Genomic DNA, 15,081 nt, shown 5'->3' on the forward strand with positions numbered 1-15,081 from the left:
ACTGAATCTTAACCTCTTTATAGAAAGGCTTCGGCGACAGCCGGGTAAAGGATTTTTAACGGACGACTAGCGGGTGTTTATTATTATTGATAGCATCGCTACATTCGTTAAAAATATAAAACACGAGGTTCCTCGAGCATGGCCAACACCCCCTACCCCCAGTCCTACTACGCCGCCTCGGCTAACCCGGTGCCGCCACGTCCGGCGCTGCAGGGTGAGGTGGAAACCGATGTGTGCATCATCGGCGCCGGCTACACCGGCCTGTCCAGCGCCCTGTTCCTGCTGGAAAACGGCTTCAAGGTCAGCATCGTCGAAGCGGCCAAGGTCGGCTTCGGCGCATCCGGCCGCAACGGTGGCCAGATCGTCAACAGCTATAGCCGTGACATCGACGTGATCGAACGCACCGTCGGCCCCAAGCAGGCACAACTGCTGGGCCAGATGGCGTTCGAAGGTGGCCGCATCATTCGTGAGCGCGTCGCCAAGTACAACATCCAGTGCGACCTTAAAGACGGTGGCGTATTCGCTGCCCTCACCTCCAAGCAGATGGGCCACCTGGAGTCGCAAAAGCGCCTGTGGGAACGTTTTGGCCACAATCAGCTGGAGCTGATGGACCAGAAGCGCATCCGTGAAGTCGTCGCCTGCGACAGCTACATCGGCGGCATGCTGGACATGAGCGGCGGCCACATCCACCCGCTGAACCTGGCCCTGGGCGAAGCTGCCGCGGTCGAATCGCTGGGCGGCATCATTTATGAGCAGACCCCGGCCGTTCGCATCGAGCGTGGCGCCAACCCGGTCGTTCATACGCCACAGGGCAAAGTGCGCGCCAAGTTCATCATCGTCGCCGGTAACGCCTACCTGGGCAACCTGGTGCCAGAACTGGCCTCCAAGTCCATGCCGTGCGGTACTCAGGTGATCACCACCGAGCCCTTGGACGCGGACCTGGCTCGCACCCTGCTGCCGCAGGACTACTGTGTCGAAGACTGCAACTACCTGCTCGACTACTACCGCCTGACCAGCGACAAGCGCCTGATCTTCGGTGGTGGCGTGGTCTACGGCGCACGCGACCCAGCAAACATCGAGGCGATCATCCGTCCGAAGATGCTCAAGGCCTTCCCGCAGCTGCAGAACGTGAAGATCGACTACGCCTGGACCGGCAACTTCCTGCTAACCCTGTCGCGCTTGCCTCAGGTCGGCCGCATTGGCGACAACATCTATTACTCCCAGGGCTGCTCGGGCCACGGTGTGACCTACACGCACCTGGCAGGCAAGGTGCTGGCCGAGGCGCTGCGTGGTCAGGCCGAACGTTTCGACGCGTTCGCCGGCCTGCCGCACTACCCGTTCCCGGGTGGCCAGATGCTGCGTGTACCGTTCAGCGCCATTGGTGCCTGGTACTACAGCCTGCGCGACCGCCTGGGCTTCTGATACCTCTGTAACATCGCACCGGCCTCTTTGCGGGTAAGCCCGCGAAGCGGCCGGTGCGCGGCTTACCGCCCCAGGCTGATCACCGCCTGTTTGGCGGCGACTTCCTGCCCTGCGCGGGCAAGCTCGTCGGCAGCCTGCAACCAGCGTTGCCGGTCTACCTGGGCGGGCAGTTGCCGCGGCGGTTGCAGCAGCACCGCCCAACTCCCCTGCTTGGCCCAGGCCGAGGCAAAGTCATCAAAGGCCATCAGTTGCCGACGGTGCATGCCTGAGCGCAACAGTACGCGTTGCTTGTAGCGGTCATAACCGATCAGCACGGCGTAGCGTGGCTCGCTCCACCAGGCCGAACCCTCCTCATAACGCAGCAACACCGGGTTGCCCGCCGCCACTTGTGTGAGCAAGGCGTCCAGTTGCTTGTCCAGCGTATACACCACCATGCCGTAGTCGCGTGCGACGCGGGGGATACTGGTATCCAGGGTCTCGGCGCCTTGGGGCAGGTTCAAAGGTTTGTCCAGCAGCCCGGGGGTGATCGGCGCGCCCTGTTGCGAAAGCAGCGCCGCCAAGGCCATGGCGCCGCTGTGGTTGGCGTTACCCCGGTAGAACGGCACGCTGCTGATTTCAACCCGCTGCGGAAGGCCTTTGAGGCTGGCGGGCGGTGCGCTGGCGCAACTGGCCAGGCTGACTGCCACCAGACCAGCCAGCAGCAACCGGCGTGGGGCTGAAGCCAGCGATTTGAAGGAAACTTGCTCCATGGGCACTCGCTTGTTCCGATGCCAGGCAGGCAGCGCCCGGCTCTGGGCACCGATCATAGGGCCCACAGGTGCGCGGGTATAGTCCGACAGCGGCTTGTAGCGAATCGGCCTCAGCAATAGACCTAAGGTCAATGGAACGTCACAAGGGGCAGGCTAGACTAATGAAGTGTCTGTAAGGCGAGTTCTGGCTGACAGCGCTGGCCCGAGAGAAGGAGGCACACATGAGCCTGACCCTGGCAATCCTCATGCTGGTAGGTATGTGGCTAAGCGTCGCAGCCGCCATGCTGTGGGGTGTACTGCGTATCGTACGGCGTCATTCCCATAATCACCTGCCACCGCAGGGTGTGGCCGAACCTCAGGCCGTGCGCGGGGCGCGGCGGCAGGTAGAGGCACATTAAACGCACGTATTTGATGAATACCTGTGGGAGCGGGCTTGACCCGCGAATGGGGCCATGCGGTGGTTGGCACCGGCTTCGCCGGTGTTCGCGGGGCAAGCCCGCTCCCACATGGCCCCGCTTTTTCTAGATCAACCCTCAGCCGCTTCGCGCTTCATCCGCGCCCGGCGAGCCATGATGTTGAGGATCTCGATCAAGGTCGAGAACGCCATCGCCGCATACACATACCCTTTCGGCACGTGAGCGCCCATGCCTTCGGCGATCAGGGTCATGCCGATCATGATCAGGAAGCCCAGGGCCAGCATCACCACGGTCGGGTTGTCATTGATGAACTTGGCCAGCGGGTCGGCCGCCACCAACATCACGATCACAGCAGCGATCACGGCAATGATCATGATCGGCAAGTGTTCGGTCATGCCCACGGCGGTGATGATGCTGTCGATCGAGAAGACGATATCCAGCAACAGGATCTGGCCAATGGCCGCAGCGAAGCCCAAGGTGATGGTGGAGCCGGCCTTGGATTCTTCCTTGGCACCGTGCGGGTCGACGTTTTCGTGAATTTCCTTGGTCGCCTTCCACAGCAGGAACAGGCCACCGGCGATCAGGATCATGTCCTTCCACGAGAAGCTATGGCCGAACACATCGACCACCGGCTCGGTCAGTTGGACGATCCAGGCCACGGTGCTGAGCAGCGCCAGGCGCATGACCAAGGCCATGCTGATACCAATGCGCCGCGCCTTGGAGCGGTACTCCAGGGGCAGTTTGTTGGTGAGGATGGAGATGAAGATCAGGTTGTCGATACCCAGCACGATCTCCATGGCCACCAGTGTGGCGAGGGCGACCCAGGCGGTCGGGCTTGCGGCGAGTTCCAGCAAATATTCCATTTAATCAATCCTGCATCGGGTCTTGGGGTCAGATGTCCTGGGTCTTTTCTTGCTTTTCAACGTCTTTTGGCGGCTGGCCTTCGCTGCCGATGGCATCGCTCAGGGCCTGCTGCGCCGCTTCGTTGGTCTTGTCGATGGCCTGCTTAGCCGACTGGGCCGCCTGGTCGAGCATCTGCTGGGCGGATTTTTCGGCCTGATCGCAGCCGGCCAGGGTGAACAGGGCCAGGGCCAACACCAAAGGCGTGCCAATGGATTTAAGCTGCAACATGGGTTCCTCGCTTGTCGATATTCCGGCGGCGCACGCAGCGCCTGATGGAGTCGCATTCTAAAGAGGCCAATACATCAGGAAAATTCGTATTTTCAGCGGTTATACTTCGGTTTTTACGAATCGAGAAAAAACCGATGCTCAACTACCGCCAGTTGCACTACTTCTGGGCCGTGGCCAAGACCGGCAGCATTGCGCGGGCCAGTGAGCAATTGAACCTGACCCCCCAGACCATCAGCGGGCAGATCAGCCTGTTCGAGCAGACCTATGGCCTGGAGCTGTTTCAACGGGTCGGGCGGCAACTGGAGTTGACCGAGACCGGCCGCCAGACGCTGGTATATGCCGAGCAGATGTTCCAGATCGGCGGCGAGCTTGAAGCGCTACTGCGTGCCGGCCCACAGGAACAGATCCTGTTCCGTGTGGGCGTGGCCGACGTGGTCCCCAAATCCATCGTCTATCGCCTGCTGGCGCCGACCATGGAGCTGGACGAGGTGCTGCGCATCAACTGCCGCGAAGACAAGCTCGAGCGGCTGCTGGCAGACTTGGCGATCCAGCGCCTGGACCTGGTCATCTCCGACAGCCCGATGCCCAGCCACCTGGACATCAAGGGCTACAGCCAGAAGCTGGGCGAGTGCGGCCTGAGTTTCTTCGCCACACAGGCCTTGGCACAACGCCATGCCGGCCCCTTCCCGGCCTGCCTGCAAGATGCGCCGCTGTTGATTCCAGGCCAGGAAACCGTGGTGCGCAGCCGGTTGCTGCGTTGGCTGGGCGAGCAACAGGTGCAGCCGCGCATCGTTGGCGAGTTCGACGACAGCGCCTTGATGCAGGCATTCGGGCAATCGGGCAGCGGCATTTTCGTCGCGCCCAGCGTCATCGCCGAGGAGGTGTGCCGCCAGTATGGTGTGCAGTTGATCGGGCAGACCGAGGCGGTGCATGAGTCGTTCTACGCCATCTCGGTGGAGCGCAAGGTCAAGCACCCGGGCATCGTGGCCATTACCGAGGGGGCACGGCGGGAGCTGTTTCACTGGTAATTTTTCCCACTTCATTGCCGGCAAGCCCTACAGCGGTCTGTGGTAAAGTCCCGCCCTTTCAAAAACCGAGACTGCGCTGCACATGACCCCTGTCTTCCGCCTCCTCAACCGCACCAGCCTGGTGACGCAGATCGTCATCGGCCTGCTCGCGGGCATCGCCCTGGCACTGCTGGCGCCCGACGTCGCCCGCAACCTGGCCTTCCTCGGCAAGGTGTTCGTCAGCGCCCTCAAAGCCGTGGCGCCGATCCTGGTGTTCATCCTGGTCATGGCCTCGATCGCCAACCACCGCCATGGCCAGGAAACCCACATCCGCCCGATCCTGTGGCTGTACCTGCTGGGTACCTTTGCCGCAGCCGTGGTGGCCGTGGTGGCCAGCATGCTGTTCCCGTCGCACCTGGCACTGAGCGCCGGCGACGCCGCCCTGAGTGCACCGGGCGGCATCACGGAAGTGCTGCAGAACCTGCTGCTGAGCGCCGTCGACAACCCGGTCAATGCCTTGCTCAACGCTAACTTCATCGGCGTGCTGACCTGGGCGATCGGCCTGGGCGTGGCCCTGCGCCATGCCGGCGAAACCACCCGCACTGTGGTCGAGGACCTGTCCAACGGCGTGACCCTGATCGTGCGCGTGGTCATCCGCTTCGCCCCGCTGGGCATCTTCGGCCTGGTCAGCGCGACCCTGGCCCAGTCGGGCTTGAGCGCCCTGCTCGGCTACTTGCACCTGCTGGCCGTGCTGATTGGCTGCATGCTGTTCGTGGCCCTGGTGATGAACCCGCTGATCGTGTTCTGGAAGATTCGCCGCAACCCGTACCCACTGACGTTGTTGTGCCTGCGCGAAAGCGGTATCACGGCGTTCTTCACCCGCAGCTCGGCCGCCAACATCCCGGTCAACCTGGCACTGTCGGAGCGCCTTGGCCTGCATGAAGACACCTATTCGGTGTCGATCCCCCTGGGCGCGACCATCAATATGGCCGGCGCCGCGATCACCATCACCGTGCTGACCCTGGCGGCGGTGCACACCCTGGGTATCCCGGTCGACTTGCCGACTGCGGTGTTGCTGAGTGTGGTGGCAGCGGTCTGCGCGTGCGGCGCTTCGGGCGTAGCGGGTGGTTCGCTGTTGTTGATTCCGCTGGCTTGCAGCCTGTTTGGCATCCCCAGCGAGATCGCCATGCAGGTGGTTGCCGTGGGCTTCATCATTGGCGTGCTGCAGGATTCGGCCGAGACTGCGCTGAATTCTTCGACCGATGTGCTGTTCACGGCAGCGGCGTGCCAGGCTGAAGAGCGGCGCGGGGCTTAAGCGTGTTGGGGCCGCTTGGCGGCCCTTTCGACCAGCCCGATGCCTCGGCAAGGCCGTTCAACAAGCGCTGCCAATTGCCTAATGCAGCGGCTTTACCTACGCTAGTGGCCTTTTCCTCGCAATGAGACTGGGCCATGTCAGAACACGAAACCGCAGGTGAAGGCCGTTTCAACAGCACCGAGATTCGCATTCTCGGCTCGCTGATCGAAAAACAGGCCACCAGCCCGGAAAGCTACCCACTGACTCTCAATGCCCTGGTCCTGGCCTGTAACCAGAAGACCAGCCGCGAGCCGGTGATGAACCTCACCCAAGGCCAGGTCGGCCAGGCCTTGCGCGCACTCGAAGGCCAGGGCATGACACGCTTGCAGATGGGCAGCCGCGCCGACCGCTGGGAGCAGCGCGTGGACAAGGCCCTGGAATTGGTGCCGGCGCAGCTGGTGCTGATGGGCCTGATGTTCCTGCGGGGGCCGCAAACCCTCAACGAACTGCTCAGCCGCAGCAACCGCCTGCACGACTTCGACGACACTGAACAAATCCAGCACCAGCTGGAGCGCCTGATTTCACGGGATTTGGCTTTGCACCTGCCGCGCCAGGCAGGCCAACGCGAAGACCGCTATACCCATGCGCTGGGTGACCCGGCAGAAATCGAGGCGATTTTGGCTGCGCGCCAGCAGGAGGGGGGCGCCCGCAGCAGTGGCGGGAGTGTTTCGGAGGAGCGCATAGAGGCCTTGGAAGCCCGGATTGCAGCGCTGGAGGCGCGCCTGGCCGAGCTCGAAGGCTGAGCCCTTTAGTGCTCGGGGTCGGGGAAGTTGCGGCAGCTTTTGCGCTCGGCCAGTTCTTTATCGCTGGGGCGCTGGTCGACGAACACAGTGCGGCCGTCGGCGTAGATTTCCAGATAGCCCCAGTGCAGGTCCTGCTCCTTTTGCCCGGGCTTGGGTGGCACTAGCCACCAGGGTTCGCGGCTGATCAGGGTCATGGGTGAGATTCCTGAGGGTGTCTGGGGTAATCATAGACACCCTCAGGCTTGCGCTTGGCTTACGCCGGCGCCGAGGTGCGGATCAGGTGATCGAAGGCTGCCAGCGAAGCCTTGGCGCCCTCGCCTACTGCGATGACGATCTGCTTGTACGGCACTGTGGTCACGTCACCGGCGGCAAACACGCCTGGGATGTTGGTCGCGCCCTTGGCATCGACAATGATCTCGCCACGCGGCGACAGCTCGACCGTACCTTTCAGCCAGTCAGTGTTCGGCAGCAGACCGATCTGTACGAAGATGCCCTCCAGCGCCAGGTCATGCAGCTCATCGGTGGTGCGATCCTTGTAGCGCAAACCGGACACTTTCTCACCATTGCCCAGCACTTCGGTGGTCAGCGCACTGGTGATCACCTTGACGTTCGGCAAGCTGTGCAGCTTGCGTTGCAACACGGCGTCAGCACGCAGTTGGCTGTCGAACTCGATCAGCGTCACCTGGGCGACAATGCCGGCCAGGTCGATGGCCGCTTCCACACCAGAGTTGCCGCCGCCGATCACCGCCACGCGCTTGCCCTTGAACAGCGGGCCGTCACAATGCGGGCAGTAGGCCACGCCGCGACCGCGGTATTCCTGTTCACCCGGCACGTTCATTTCGCGCCAGCGGGCACCGGTGGCCAGGATCACGGTCTTGGCCTTGAGCGAGGCACCACCGGCCAGGCGTACTTCGTGCAGGCCGCCGTCGGTGGCAGGGATCAACGCCTCGCCGCGCTGCAGGTTCATGATGTCGACGTCATACTGCTTGACGTGTTCTTCCAGCGCGGTGGCCAGCTTCGGCCCTTCGGTTTCCTGCACTGAAATGAAGTTTTCGATGGCCAGGGTGTCGAGCACCTGCCCACCAAAGCGCTCGGCGGCAACACCGGTGCGGATGCCTTTGCGCGCGGCATAGATCGCCGCCGCGGCGCCGGCTGGGCCACCACCGACCACCAATACGTCGAATGCGTCCTTGGCGTTGATCTTCTCGGCCTGGCGGGTGCCGGCGCTGCTGTCGATCTTGCCCAGAATCTCTTCCAGGCCCATGCGGCCCTGGCCAAACACTTCGCCGTTCAGGTAAACGCTCGGCACCGCCATGATCTTGCGCGCTTCGACTTCGTCCTGGAACAGCGCGCCATCGATGGCCACATGGCGTACGTTGGGGTTGAGCACCGCCATCAGGTTCAGCGCCTGGACCACGTCCGGGCAGTTCTGGCACGACAGCGAGAAGTAGGTTTCGAAGGTGAATTCGCCTTCCAGCCCTTGGATCTGCTCGATCACGTCGGCGCTGGCCTTGGATGGGTGGCCGCCGACTTGCAGCAGCGCCAGCACCAGGGAGGTGAATTCGTGGCCCATGGGGATGCCGGCGAAACGCAGGCTGATGTCAGCCCCCGGGCGGTTGAGCGAGAACGAAGGACGACGAGCGTCGCTTCCGTCCGCGCGCAGGGTAATCAGGTTCGACAGGCCGGCGATTTCCACCAGCAGGTCGTGCAATTCGCGGGACTTCGCGCCGTCGTCGAGGGAGGCAACGATCTCGATCGGCTGGGTGACCCGCTCCAGGTAGGTTTTCAGTTGCGATTTAAGCGTGGCGTCCAACATACGGGCGATTCCTTTTTCAATCTTCAGATACAAAAACGCCCAGGCAGCAGCGCCCGGGCGTTTGGCGGGGCGGTAGGTATTTCAGCTTTGGCGGCTGCTTACCGCCCGCGACTGGCGCACGACCTTAGATCTTGCCAACCAGGTCCAGCGACGGTGCCAGGGTGGCTTCGCCTTCTTTCCACTTGGCCGGGCAGACTTCGCCTGGGTGGGCGGCAACGTACTGGGCAGCCTTGACCTTGCGCAGCAGCTCGCTGGCGTCACGGCCTACACCACCGTCGTTGAGTTCGACGATCTTGATCTGGCCTTCTGGGTTGATCACGAAGGTACCGCGATCGGCCAGGCCGGCTTCTTCGATCAGTACGTCGAAGTTGCGCGAGATGATGTGGGTCGGGTCACCGATCAGCGGGTATTCGATCTTGCCGATGGTGTCCGAAGTGTCGTGCCAGGCTTTGTGGGTGAAGTGGGTGTCGGTGGACACGCCGTAGATCTCGACGCCCAGCTTCTGGAACTCGGCGTAGTTGTCAGCGAGGTCACCCAGTTCGGTTGGGCAGACGAAGGTGAAGTCAGCCGGGTAGAAGAACACGACAGACCACTTGCCTTTCAGGTCGGCTTCGCTGACCTGGACGAACTCGCCTTTGTGGTAGGCAGTGGCGTTGAACGGTTTGACTTGGCTGTTGATGATAGGCATGAGAGACGCTCCTTCATGGGGTTGGAATCAGTTGATGGAGAGAATCCTAACCGTTCATCCCAATGAAGGCTCATTGGCAAAGCTGATGCTGCTGATTGGTTTTGGCTATAACCAGGGTTTATTAATAGAAGAGATTGCGCTGAACAACCAGCTGCTGCTTGTGTAGGAAAACCCTGTGGGAGCGGGTTTACCCGCGAACACCGGCAAAGCCGGTGCCATACACCGCGTTGTATTCTTCGCGGGTAAACCCGCTCCCACAGGGTGGTGTCGTCACACGCGATTATCAGCGGGTAACGGTACGCATGGTCACGAACTCTTCGGCCGCCGTCGGGTGCACGCCGATGGTCTCGTCGAACTGCTGCTTGGTCGCCCCGGCCTTCAGCGCAATCCCCAGGCCCTGGACGATCTCACCGGCATCCGGCCCAACCATGTGGCAACCCAGGACCTTGTCGGTCTCGGCATCGACCACCAGCTTCATCAGGGTCTTTTCCTGGATGTCGGTAAGGGTCAGCTTCATGGCCCGGAAACGGCTCTCGAAGATCTGCACCTTATGCCCGGCTTCCAGCGCCTGTTCTTCGGTCAGGCCGACGGTACCGATCGGCGGCTGGCTGAACACTGCGGTGGGGATGTTCTGGTAGTCCACCGGGCGGTACTGCTCGGGCTTGAACAACCGCCGTGCAACGGCCATGCCCTCGGCCAGGGCCACGGGGGTAAGCTGCACCCGGCCGATCACATCGCCAATGGCGAGGATCGATGGCGCGGTGGTCTGGTACTGGTCGTCGACGCGAATGTAGCCGCGGGCATCCAGCTCGACGCCGGTGTTTTCCAGGCCCAGGTTGTCCAGCATCGGCCGGCGACCGGTGGCGTAGAACACGCAGTCGGCAACCAGCTCGCGGCCGTCCTTGAGAGTGGCCTTGAGGCTGCCGTCATCCAGCTTGTCGATACGCTGGATGTCCGCATTGAACTGCAGATCGAGGCCACGTTTTTCCAGCTCTTCTTTCAGGTGCGTGCGCACCGAGCCGTCGAAGCCACGCAGGAACAGGTCGCCGCGGTACAGCAAGGTGGTGTCGGCACCCAGGCCCTGGAAGATGCCGGCAAACTCGACGGCAATGTAACCACCGCCCACCACCAGCACACGTCGTGGCAGTTCCTTGAGGTAGAACGCCTCGTTGGAGGTGATGGCCAGTTCCTTGCCTGGGATGTCTGGCACCTGCGGCCAGCCACCGGTGGCGATGAGGATGTGCTGGGCCGTGTAGCGCTGGCCGTCGACGTCCACTTCGTTGGCGCCGGTCAGCCGTGCATGGCCTTGCAACAAGGTCACCCCGCTGTTGACCAGCAGGTTGCGGTAGATGCCGTTGAGGCGCTCGATTTCCCGGTTCTTGTTGGCAATCAAGGTGCCCCAGTCGAAATGCCCTTCTTCCAGGGTCCAGCCGAAGCCTGCGGCTTGTTCCAGCTCGTCAGCGACGTGCGCGCCATACACCAGCAGTTTTTTCGGCACGCAGCCGACGTTTACGCAGGTACCGCCCAGGTAGCGGCTCTCGGCCACTGCCACTTTCGCGCCAAAGCCCGCGGCAAAGCGCGCAGCGCGCACACCGCCGGACCCGGCACCAATCACGAACAGATCAAAATCGTAGGCCATTTATTCAGTCTCCTAGGCTGGCGCCCAGCATACCGCCGTTGGCCGCCGCAAACAAAAAAGCCACCCCGAAGGGTGGCTCTCAGACCTGCCAGGCTTATCAGTAAGCCTTGCCCGTCTTGTAGTAGTTCTCGAAGCAGAAGTTGGTCGCGTCGATGTAGCCTTCGGCGCCACCGCAGTCGAAACGCTTGCCCTTGAACTTGTAGGCGATCACGCAGCCATCTTTGGCCTGCTGCAGCAGGGCGTCGGTGATCTGGATTTCACCGCCTTTGCCCGGCTTGGTGTTGGCGATGATATCGAAGATATCCGGGGTCAGGATGTAGCGGCCAATGATCGCCAGGTTCGATGGCGCGTCTTCAGGGGCCGGTTTTTCGACCATGTCGGTGACGCGGAAGATGTCGTCGCGGATCATCTCGCCGGCGATCACGCCGTACTTGTTGGTTTCCTGCGGGTCGACTTCCTGGATGGCAACGATCGAGCAGCGATACTGCTTGTACAATTTGACCATCTGGGTCAGAACACCGTCACCTTCCGGGTTGACACACAGGTCGTCAGCCAGGACAACGGCGAACGGTTCGTCGCCGATCAGCGGACGGCCGGTGAGGATCGCGTGGCCCAGGCCCTTCATTTCGGTCTGACGGGTGTAGGAGAAAGAGCACTCGTTGAGCAGACGACGGATGCCGACCAGGTATTTTTCCTTGTCGGTGCCCTTGATCTGGTTTTCCAGCTCGTAGCTGATGTCGAAGTGGTCTTCCAAAGCACGCTTGCCACGGCCAGTCACGATGGAGATCTCGTTCAGCCCGGCATCCAGCGCTTCTTCAACGCCATACTGGATCAGCGGCTTGTTGACCACCGGCAGCATTTCCTTGGGCATGGCTTTGGTAGCGGGCAGGAAGCGGGTGCCGTAGCCGGCGGCCGGGAACAAGCATTTTTTGATCATATACGTCCTTAACGAAGGCTAGGCCTGTGGAATTCGGCGCAGTCTAATCAGGCGGCAGTCACCTTACAATGCCCCACCTGAGGCCGACCGATGCCATGATAGAGATAACCCAGTGTAGATAGTTCCTGAGCATCGTAAATATTGCGACCATCGAATACCACTGGCATGCGCATAAGCCCCCGCACCCGTAGGAAGTCCGGCTGCCTGAATTGCTTCCATTCGGTCACCAGTACCAAGGCGTCCGCGCCTTCGACGCAGGCGTAAGGGTCTTCGCTCAGGCGCAGTTGGCCAGTGGCCAAGGCGTGCGGGTAGCGACATGCCATGCCGCCCAGCGCCACCGGGTCGCAGGCCTGTACCCGCGCACCGGCCGCCAGCAAGGCGTCGATCAGTACCAGGCTGGGCGCCTCGCGCAGGTCGTCGGTACCGGGTTTGAAGGCCAACCCCCACAGCGCCACGCTACGCCCACGCATGAAGCCGCCAAAATGCTGGTGCAGCGCCTTGAACAGCAAGGTTTTCTGCGCTTCGTTACGGGCTTGCACCGCCTGCAGGATACCCGCCGGGTAGCCAAGCTGCTCGGCGGTGCGGATCAGCGCCCGGACATCCTTGGGGAAGCACGAGCCGCCATAGCCACACCCGGCATAGATGAAATGGCTGCCGATGCGCCGGTCGCTGCCAATGCCTCGTCGCACCTGCTCGATATCCACGTCCAGCTGCGCGCAAAGCCCGGCCAGCTCGTTGATGAAGGAGATCTTGGTGGCCAGAAAGGCATTGGCGGCGTATTTGCTGAATTCGGCGGCGCGCGGCGCCATCAACAGGATGCGTTCACGGTTACGCACAAACGGCGCATACAGCCGCTGCAGGCACTGGCTGGCGGCTGCGCTGTCGGTGCCGATGATGATGCGGTCCGGGCGCATGAAGTCTTCCAGGGCGCTACCCTCCTTGAGAAACTCGGGGTTGCTCGCCACCTCGACAACAAAGCCTGCGCCACGCTCGCGCAGGCCAAGCGCAATGTGCCGGGCTACGCGTTCCGCGGTGCCTACGGGAACAGTCGACTTGTTCACCACCAGGCACGGGTGGGTCAGGTGTCGCCCCAGGCTGTCGGCCACGGCCAGCACATGCTGCAGGTCGGCTGAGCCGTCTTCCTGGCTCGGTGTGCCCACTGCGATGAACACCACCTCGGCGGCGGCCAGGGCTTGCTGCCAGTCATCGCTGAAGGCCAGCCGGCCCGCCTGCATGGCGCTGTGCAACAGCGCCTGCAGGCCTGGCTCGTGGATCGGGCAGTGGCCTTGGCGCAGTTGCATCAGGCGCTGCGGGTCGCGTTCCAGGCAGACCACGCGATTGCCCATTTCGGCAAAACAGGCCGCCGTCACCAAACCAACATACCCCGCCCCGATCACACAGAGTTCCATGGCCGCGCTCCTTGAGGATGATGGCGGCCATTGCAACCCGGCAGTGGTTGCAGGGCGGTGACGGGTAGATGACAAAAACGGTTGTTGCCTGTGCTGGCCCGCGAAGAGGCCAGCACAGCAACCCTATCAGCTACCGGTTCCCTGCCCGATCAGCACCCCCTCGACCTTCTGCCCATACAGGTTCACCCCGTCATTGGCATGAAACTTCAGCCGCGTCTTCTCGATAGAGCCGTCCACCAACCGCGGGTCCTGCGGCCGCTCATGGCGGTTGATCCATGCCGCCACATCCCAGGCCTGTTCATCGCTCAGGCTGCCAGGCTTGCCCAGCGGCATGTTGTATTTGATGAAGGACGCCGCCGTATTGATACGGTGCATCCCGGCACCCCAGTTGTAGGAGTCTTTGCCCCACAACGGCGGCATCACATACTCGCCGGCCACCTGCTGCCCTTCGCCATTGTCGCCGTGGCAAATTGCACACTGGTCACGGTAGACCTGCTGACCACGCTTGAAGTCGTAGCCACCCTTGGGCTGAGGGACATCCGGGTAGCCGCGCCCGGCGATCTCCACGCCTGTGGGCGCCTTGGTCGACAACCAGTAGGCATACACCGACAACGCCGTCATCTGCGGGCTGTCTGCCGCCGGTGGCTTGCCATTCATGCTGAACTGGAAACACCCCTGAATGCGCTCGGCATAGGTGTTGACCTTGTCATTTTTCTTGCGATAGGCCGGGTACATCGGATACGCACCCCACATCGGCGCGGAATGGGCCAGGCGCCCCTGATCAAGGTGGCAGTTGCTGCAGTTCATGCCGTTGCCCACGGCATCCGGCATCAGCCGCCGGGTATCGACAAACAGCGCATGGCCCTGGCGGACCATCTTGCCAAAGGCATTGTCCGGCAACTCGCTCTCGGCAGGCGGCACGAACTGCGGCGCGGCCTGCACGCCCGGCACTTTCAACTGCGACTGGTCTTCCATGGCGATCGGGGCTGCCTGGGCACTGCCCATGGCCAACAGCAGCACGGCTGGAATCATCGGCTTCATGGCGTGACCTCCGGGTGGGCGGGACGGGCGAAGAACGCGGCAATCGCCTTGACCTCGTCATCGGTCATGGCCTTGGCCACGCCGACCATCAGTTGGTTGGGGTCATTGCTGCGGCTGCCGTCGCGCCAGGCATTCAGTTGGGCTACCAGGTAAGCCGCAGGCTGGCCTGCAAGCGGAGGGAAATGCTCACCCACGCCGCTGCCGCCTGGGCCGTGGCATTGCACACATCCTGGAATCTGCCGCCCCCAGTCGCCATACAGTGCCAGGCGCGTGGTGGGGTCATCGGCTATCTGCTGGCGGCGCAGATCGGCTGCTGGCTCAGCCGGGAGGCTGGCCAGGTAGGCACTGACGGCTTTGATTTCGTCGTCGCTCAGGGCCTTGGCAAGCGGTTCCATGACCGGCTGCTTGCGGGTGCCATTGCGCCAATCCTGCAATTGCTTGCTGAGGTAACCGGCCGGCAGGCCGGCCAAGCGAGGGAACCCGGCAGCGGCAATGCCCTTGCCGTCTGGGCCATGGCAACCTATACAGGCCATGGCGGCGGGGTTCGCCCCACCCTGGGTGAAGATCTTCTGGCCATCGGCGGCATGCGCCGTGGGCCAGGCCAGGATCAGCAGGCTGCCGATCACGACTCGACTCAACGGGGTCATCACGAATCTCCATTTCTTTTGTTATAAGCTTAGGCTTAAAAAACATAAGCAAATGGATACTAGACCCGTAGGGCAAGTCGCA

General features: G+C 62.3%; 17 protein-coding genes. 6 read left to right on the plus strand and 11 right to left on the minus strand.

The window, feature by feature from the left end; genetic code table 11:
• Positions 1-138: 138 nt before the first annotated feature.
• Complete coding sequence (locus ACMCNM_RS19465) at positions 139-1,422, plus strand: NAD(P)/FAD-dependent oxidoreductase (protein WP_027592660.1); 1,284 nt, start codon at positions 139-141, stop codon at positions 1,420-1,422.
• Positions 1,423-1,484: 62 nt separating this feature from the next.
• Here ACMCNM_RS19465 and ACMCNM_RS19470 read toward each other — a convergent pair whose 3' ends face one another.
• Positions 1,485-2,228: a peptidase C39 family protein gene (locus ACMCNM_RS19470; RefSeq protein ID WP_412765202.1), complete on the minus strand. Its 744-nt coding sequence runs from the start codon at positions 2,226-2,228 to the stop codon at positions 1,485-1,487.
• 164 nt (positions 2,229-2,392) lie between these two features.
• Between ACMCNM_RS19470 and ACMCNM_RS19475 the strand changes: the two genes are divergently transcribed.
• Positions 2,393-2,569: a hypothetical protein gene (locus ACMCNM_RS19475; protein WP_412765203.1), complete on the plus strand. Its 177-nt coding sequence runs from the start codon at positions 2,393-2,395 to the stop codon at positions 2,567-2,569.
• 128 nt (positions 2,570-2,697) lie between these two features.
• Here ACMCNM_RS19475 and ACMCNM_RS19480 read toward each other — a convergent pair whose 3' ends face one another.
• Together ACMCNM_RS19480 and ACMCNM_RS19485 are read right to left on the minus strand one after the other, a co-directional pair.
• Positions 2,698-3,450: a TerC family protein gene (locus tag ACMCNM_RS19480; protein ID WP_027592662.1), complete on the minus strand. Its 753-nt coding sequence runs from the start codon at positions 3,448-3,450 to the stop codon at positions 2,698-2,700.
• 28 nt (positions 3,451-3,478) lie between these two features.
• Positions 3,479-3,718: a hypothetical protein gene (locus tag ACMCNM_RS19485; protein WP_027592663.1), complete on the minus strand. Its 240-nt coding sequence runs from the start codon at positions 3,716-3,718 to the stop codon at positions 3,479-3,481.
• 134 nt (positions 3,719-3,852) lie between these two features.
• On the opposite strand from ACMCNM_RS19485, the gene nhaR reads away from it, so the two are divergent.
• From nhaR to ACMCNM_RS19500, 3 genes are all read left to right on the plus strand, one after another.
• The gene (gene nhaR, locus ACMCNM_RS19490) at positions 3,853-4,746 is read left to right on the plus strand and encodes a transcriptional activator NhaR (RefSeq protein ID WP_085273080.1); all 894 of its coding nucleotides are present in this window, start codon (positions 3,853-3,855) and stop codon (positions 4,744-4,746) included.
• Positions 4,747-4,828: 82 nt separating this feature from the next.
• Positions 4,829-6,040, plus strand: coding sequence for a serine/threonine transporter SstT (gene sstT / locus ACMCNM_RS19495; protein ID WP_099428857.1), 1,212 nt, complete (start codon positions 4,829-4,831; stop codon positions 6,038-6,040).
• A 134-nt stretch (positions 6,041-6,174) separates the two neighbouring features.
• Positions 6,175-6,822 (plus strand): YceH family protein, encoded by a 648-nt coding sequence (locus ACMCNM_RS19500; protein ID WP_264309266.1) that lies wholly within the window; start codon positions 6,175-6,177, stop codon positions 6,820-6,822.
• Between the two features lie 5 nt (positions 6,823-6,827).
• On the opposite strand, the gene ACMCNM_RS19505 is transcribed toward ACMCNM_RS19500, so the two are convergent.
• The 3 genes from ACMCNM_RS19505 to ahpC form a co-directional block, all read right to left on the minus strand.
• On the minus strand, positions 6,828-7,016 hold the full coding sequence (locus ACMCNM_RS19505; protein ID WP_027592667.1) for a hypothetical protein: 189 nt from the start codon (positions 7,014-7,016) through the stop codon (positions 6,828-6,830).
• Positions 7,017-7,075: 59 nt separating this feature from the next.
• Positions 7,076-8,638 (minus strand): alkyl hydroperoxide reductase subunit F, encoded by a 1,563-nt coding sequence (ahpF, locus tag ACMCNM_RS19510; protein WP_412765204.1) that lies wholly within the window; start codon positions 8,636-8,638, stop codon positions 7,076-7,078.
• 124 nt (positions 8,639-8,762) lie between these two features.
• Positions 8,763-9,326, minus strand: a complete 564-nt coding sequence (ahpC, locus tag ACMCNM_RS19515; RefSeq protein WP_027592669.1) for an alkyl hydroperoxide reductase subunit C — start codon at positions 9,324-9,326, stop codon at positions 8,763-8,765.
• Between the two features lie 34 nt (positions 9,327-9,360).
• On the opposite strand from ahpC, the gene ACMCNM_RS19520 reads away from it, so the two are divergent.
• Positions 9,361-9,492, plus strand: a complete 132-nt coding sequence (locus ACMCNM_RS19520; protein WP_264083905.1) for a hypothetical protein — start codon at positions 9,361-9,363, stop codon at positions 9,490-9,492.
• Positions 9,493-9,609: 117 nt separating this feature from the next.
• Here ACMCNM_RS19520 and gorA read toward each other — a convergent pair whose 3' ends face one another.
• From gorA to ACMCNM_RS19545, 5 genes are all read right to left on the minus strand, one after another.
• Positions 9,610-10,965, minus strand: a complete 1,356-nt coding sequence (gorA, locus tag ACMCNM_RS19525; RefSeq protein ID WP_412765205.1) for a glutathione-disulfide reductase — start codon at positions 10,963-10,965, stop codon at positions 9,610-9,612.
• 97 nt (positions 10,966-11,062) lie between these two features.
• A complete protein-coding gene (galU, locus tag ACMCNM_RS19530) occupies positions 11,063-11,902 on the minus strand; it encodes a UTP--glucose-1-phosphate uridylyltransferase GalU (protein WP_027592671.1) in 840 nt (279 codons plus the stop codon).
• Between the two features lie 47 nt (positions 11,903-11,949).
• On the minus strand, positions 11,950-13,311 hold the full coding sequence (locus ACMCNM_RS19535) for a UDP-glucose dehydrogenase family protein (RefSeq protein WP_412765206.1): 1,362 nt from the start codon (positions 13,309-13,311) through the stop codon (positions 11,950-11,952).
• Between the two features lie 126 nt (positions 13,312-13,437).
• The gene (locus tag ACMCNM_RS19540) at positions 13,438-14,352 is read right to left on the minus strand and encodes a c-type cytochrome (protein WP_412765207.1); all 915 of its coding nucleotides are present in this window, start codon (positions 14,350-14,352) and stop codon (positions 13,438-13,440) included.
• Positions 14,349-14,999, minus strand: a complete 651-nt coding sequence (locus tag ACMCNM_RS19545; RefSeq protein WP_186681141.1) for a c-type cytochrome — start codon at positions 14,997-14,999, stop codon at positions 14,349-14,351. The genes ACMCNM_RS19540 and ACMCNM_RS19545 overlap by 4 nt, the downstream gene beginning before the upstream one ends.
• Between the last annotated feature and the right edge of the window lie 82 nt (positions 15,000-15,081).

The sequence above is a fragment of the Pseudomonas sp. NGC7 genome (assembly GCF_047159675.1).
GTDB lineage: Bacteria > Pseudomonadota > Gammaproteobacteria > Pseudomonadales > Pseudomonadaceae > Aquipseudomonas > Aquipseudomonas kermanshahensis.

Coding starts and splice junctions, on each gene's coding strand:
- ACMCNM_RS19520 (WP_264083905.1), top strand. CDS start 9,361: ATGGAGAGAATCCTAACCGTTCATCCCAATGAAGGCTCATTGGCAAAG.
- ahpC (WP_027592669.1), bottom strand. CDS start 9,326: ATGCCTATCATCAACAGCCAAGTCAAACCGTTCAACGCCACTGCCTAC.
- ACMCNM_RS19505 (WP_027592667.1), bottom strand. CDS start 7,016: ATGACCCTGATCAGCCGCGAACCCTGGTGGCTAGTGCCACCCAAGCCC.
- ACMCNM_RS19485 (WP_027592663.1), bottom strand. CDS start 3,718: ATGTTGCAGCTTAAATCCATTGGCACGCCTTTGGTGTTGGCCCTGGCC.
- ACMCNM_RS19540 (WP_412765207.1), bottom strand. CDS start 14,352: ATGAAGCCGATGATTCCAGCCGTGCTGCTGTTGGCCATGGGCAGTGCC.
- ahpF (WP_412765204.1), bottom strand. CDS start 8,638: ATGTTGGACGCCACGCTTAAATCGCAACTGAAAACCTACCTGGAGCGG.
- gorA (WP_412765205.1), bottom strand. CDS start 10,965: ATGGCCTACGATTTTGATCTGTTCGTGATTGGTGCCGGGTCCGGCGGT.
- sstT (WP_099428857.1), top strand. CDS start 4,829: ATGACCCCTGTCTTCCGCCTCCTCAACCGCACCAGCCTGGTGACGCAG.
- ACMCNM_RS19470 (WP_412765202.1), bottom strand. CDS start 2,228: ATGATCGGTGCCCAGAGCCGGGCGCTGCCTGCCTGGCATCGGAACAAG.
- galU (WP_027592671.1), bottom strand. CDS start 11,902: ATGATCAAAAAATGCTTGTTCCCGGCCGCCGGCTACGGCACCCGCTTC.
- ACMCNM_RS19480 (WP_027592662.1), bottom strand. CDS start 3,450: ATGGAATATTTGCTGGAACTCGCCGCAAGCCCGACCGCCTGGGTCGCC.
- ACMCNM_RS19535 (WP_412765206.1), bottom strand. CDS start 13,311: ATGGAACTCTGTGTGATCGGGGCGGGGTATGTTGGTTTGGTGACGGCG.
- ACMCNM_RS19500 (WP_264309266.1), top strand. CDS start 6,175: ATGTCAGAACACGAAACCGCAGGTGAAGGCCGTTTCAACAGCACCGAG.
- nhaR (WP_085273080.1), top strand. CDS start 3,853: ATGCTCAACTACCGCCAGTTGCACTACTTCTGGGCCGTGGCCAAGACC.
- ACMCNM_RS19475 (WP_412765203.1), top strand. CDS start 2,393: ATGAGCCTGACCCTGGCAATCCTCATGCTGGTAGGTATGTGGCTAAGC.
- ACMCNM_RS19465 (WP_027592660.1), top strand. CDS start 139: ATGGCCAACACCCCCTACCCCCAGTCCTACTACGCCGCCTCGGCTAAC.
- ACMCNM_RS19545 (WP_186681141.1), bottom strand. CDS start 14,999: ATGACCCCGTTGAGTCGAGTCGTGATCGGCAGCCTGCTGATCCTGGCC.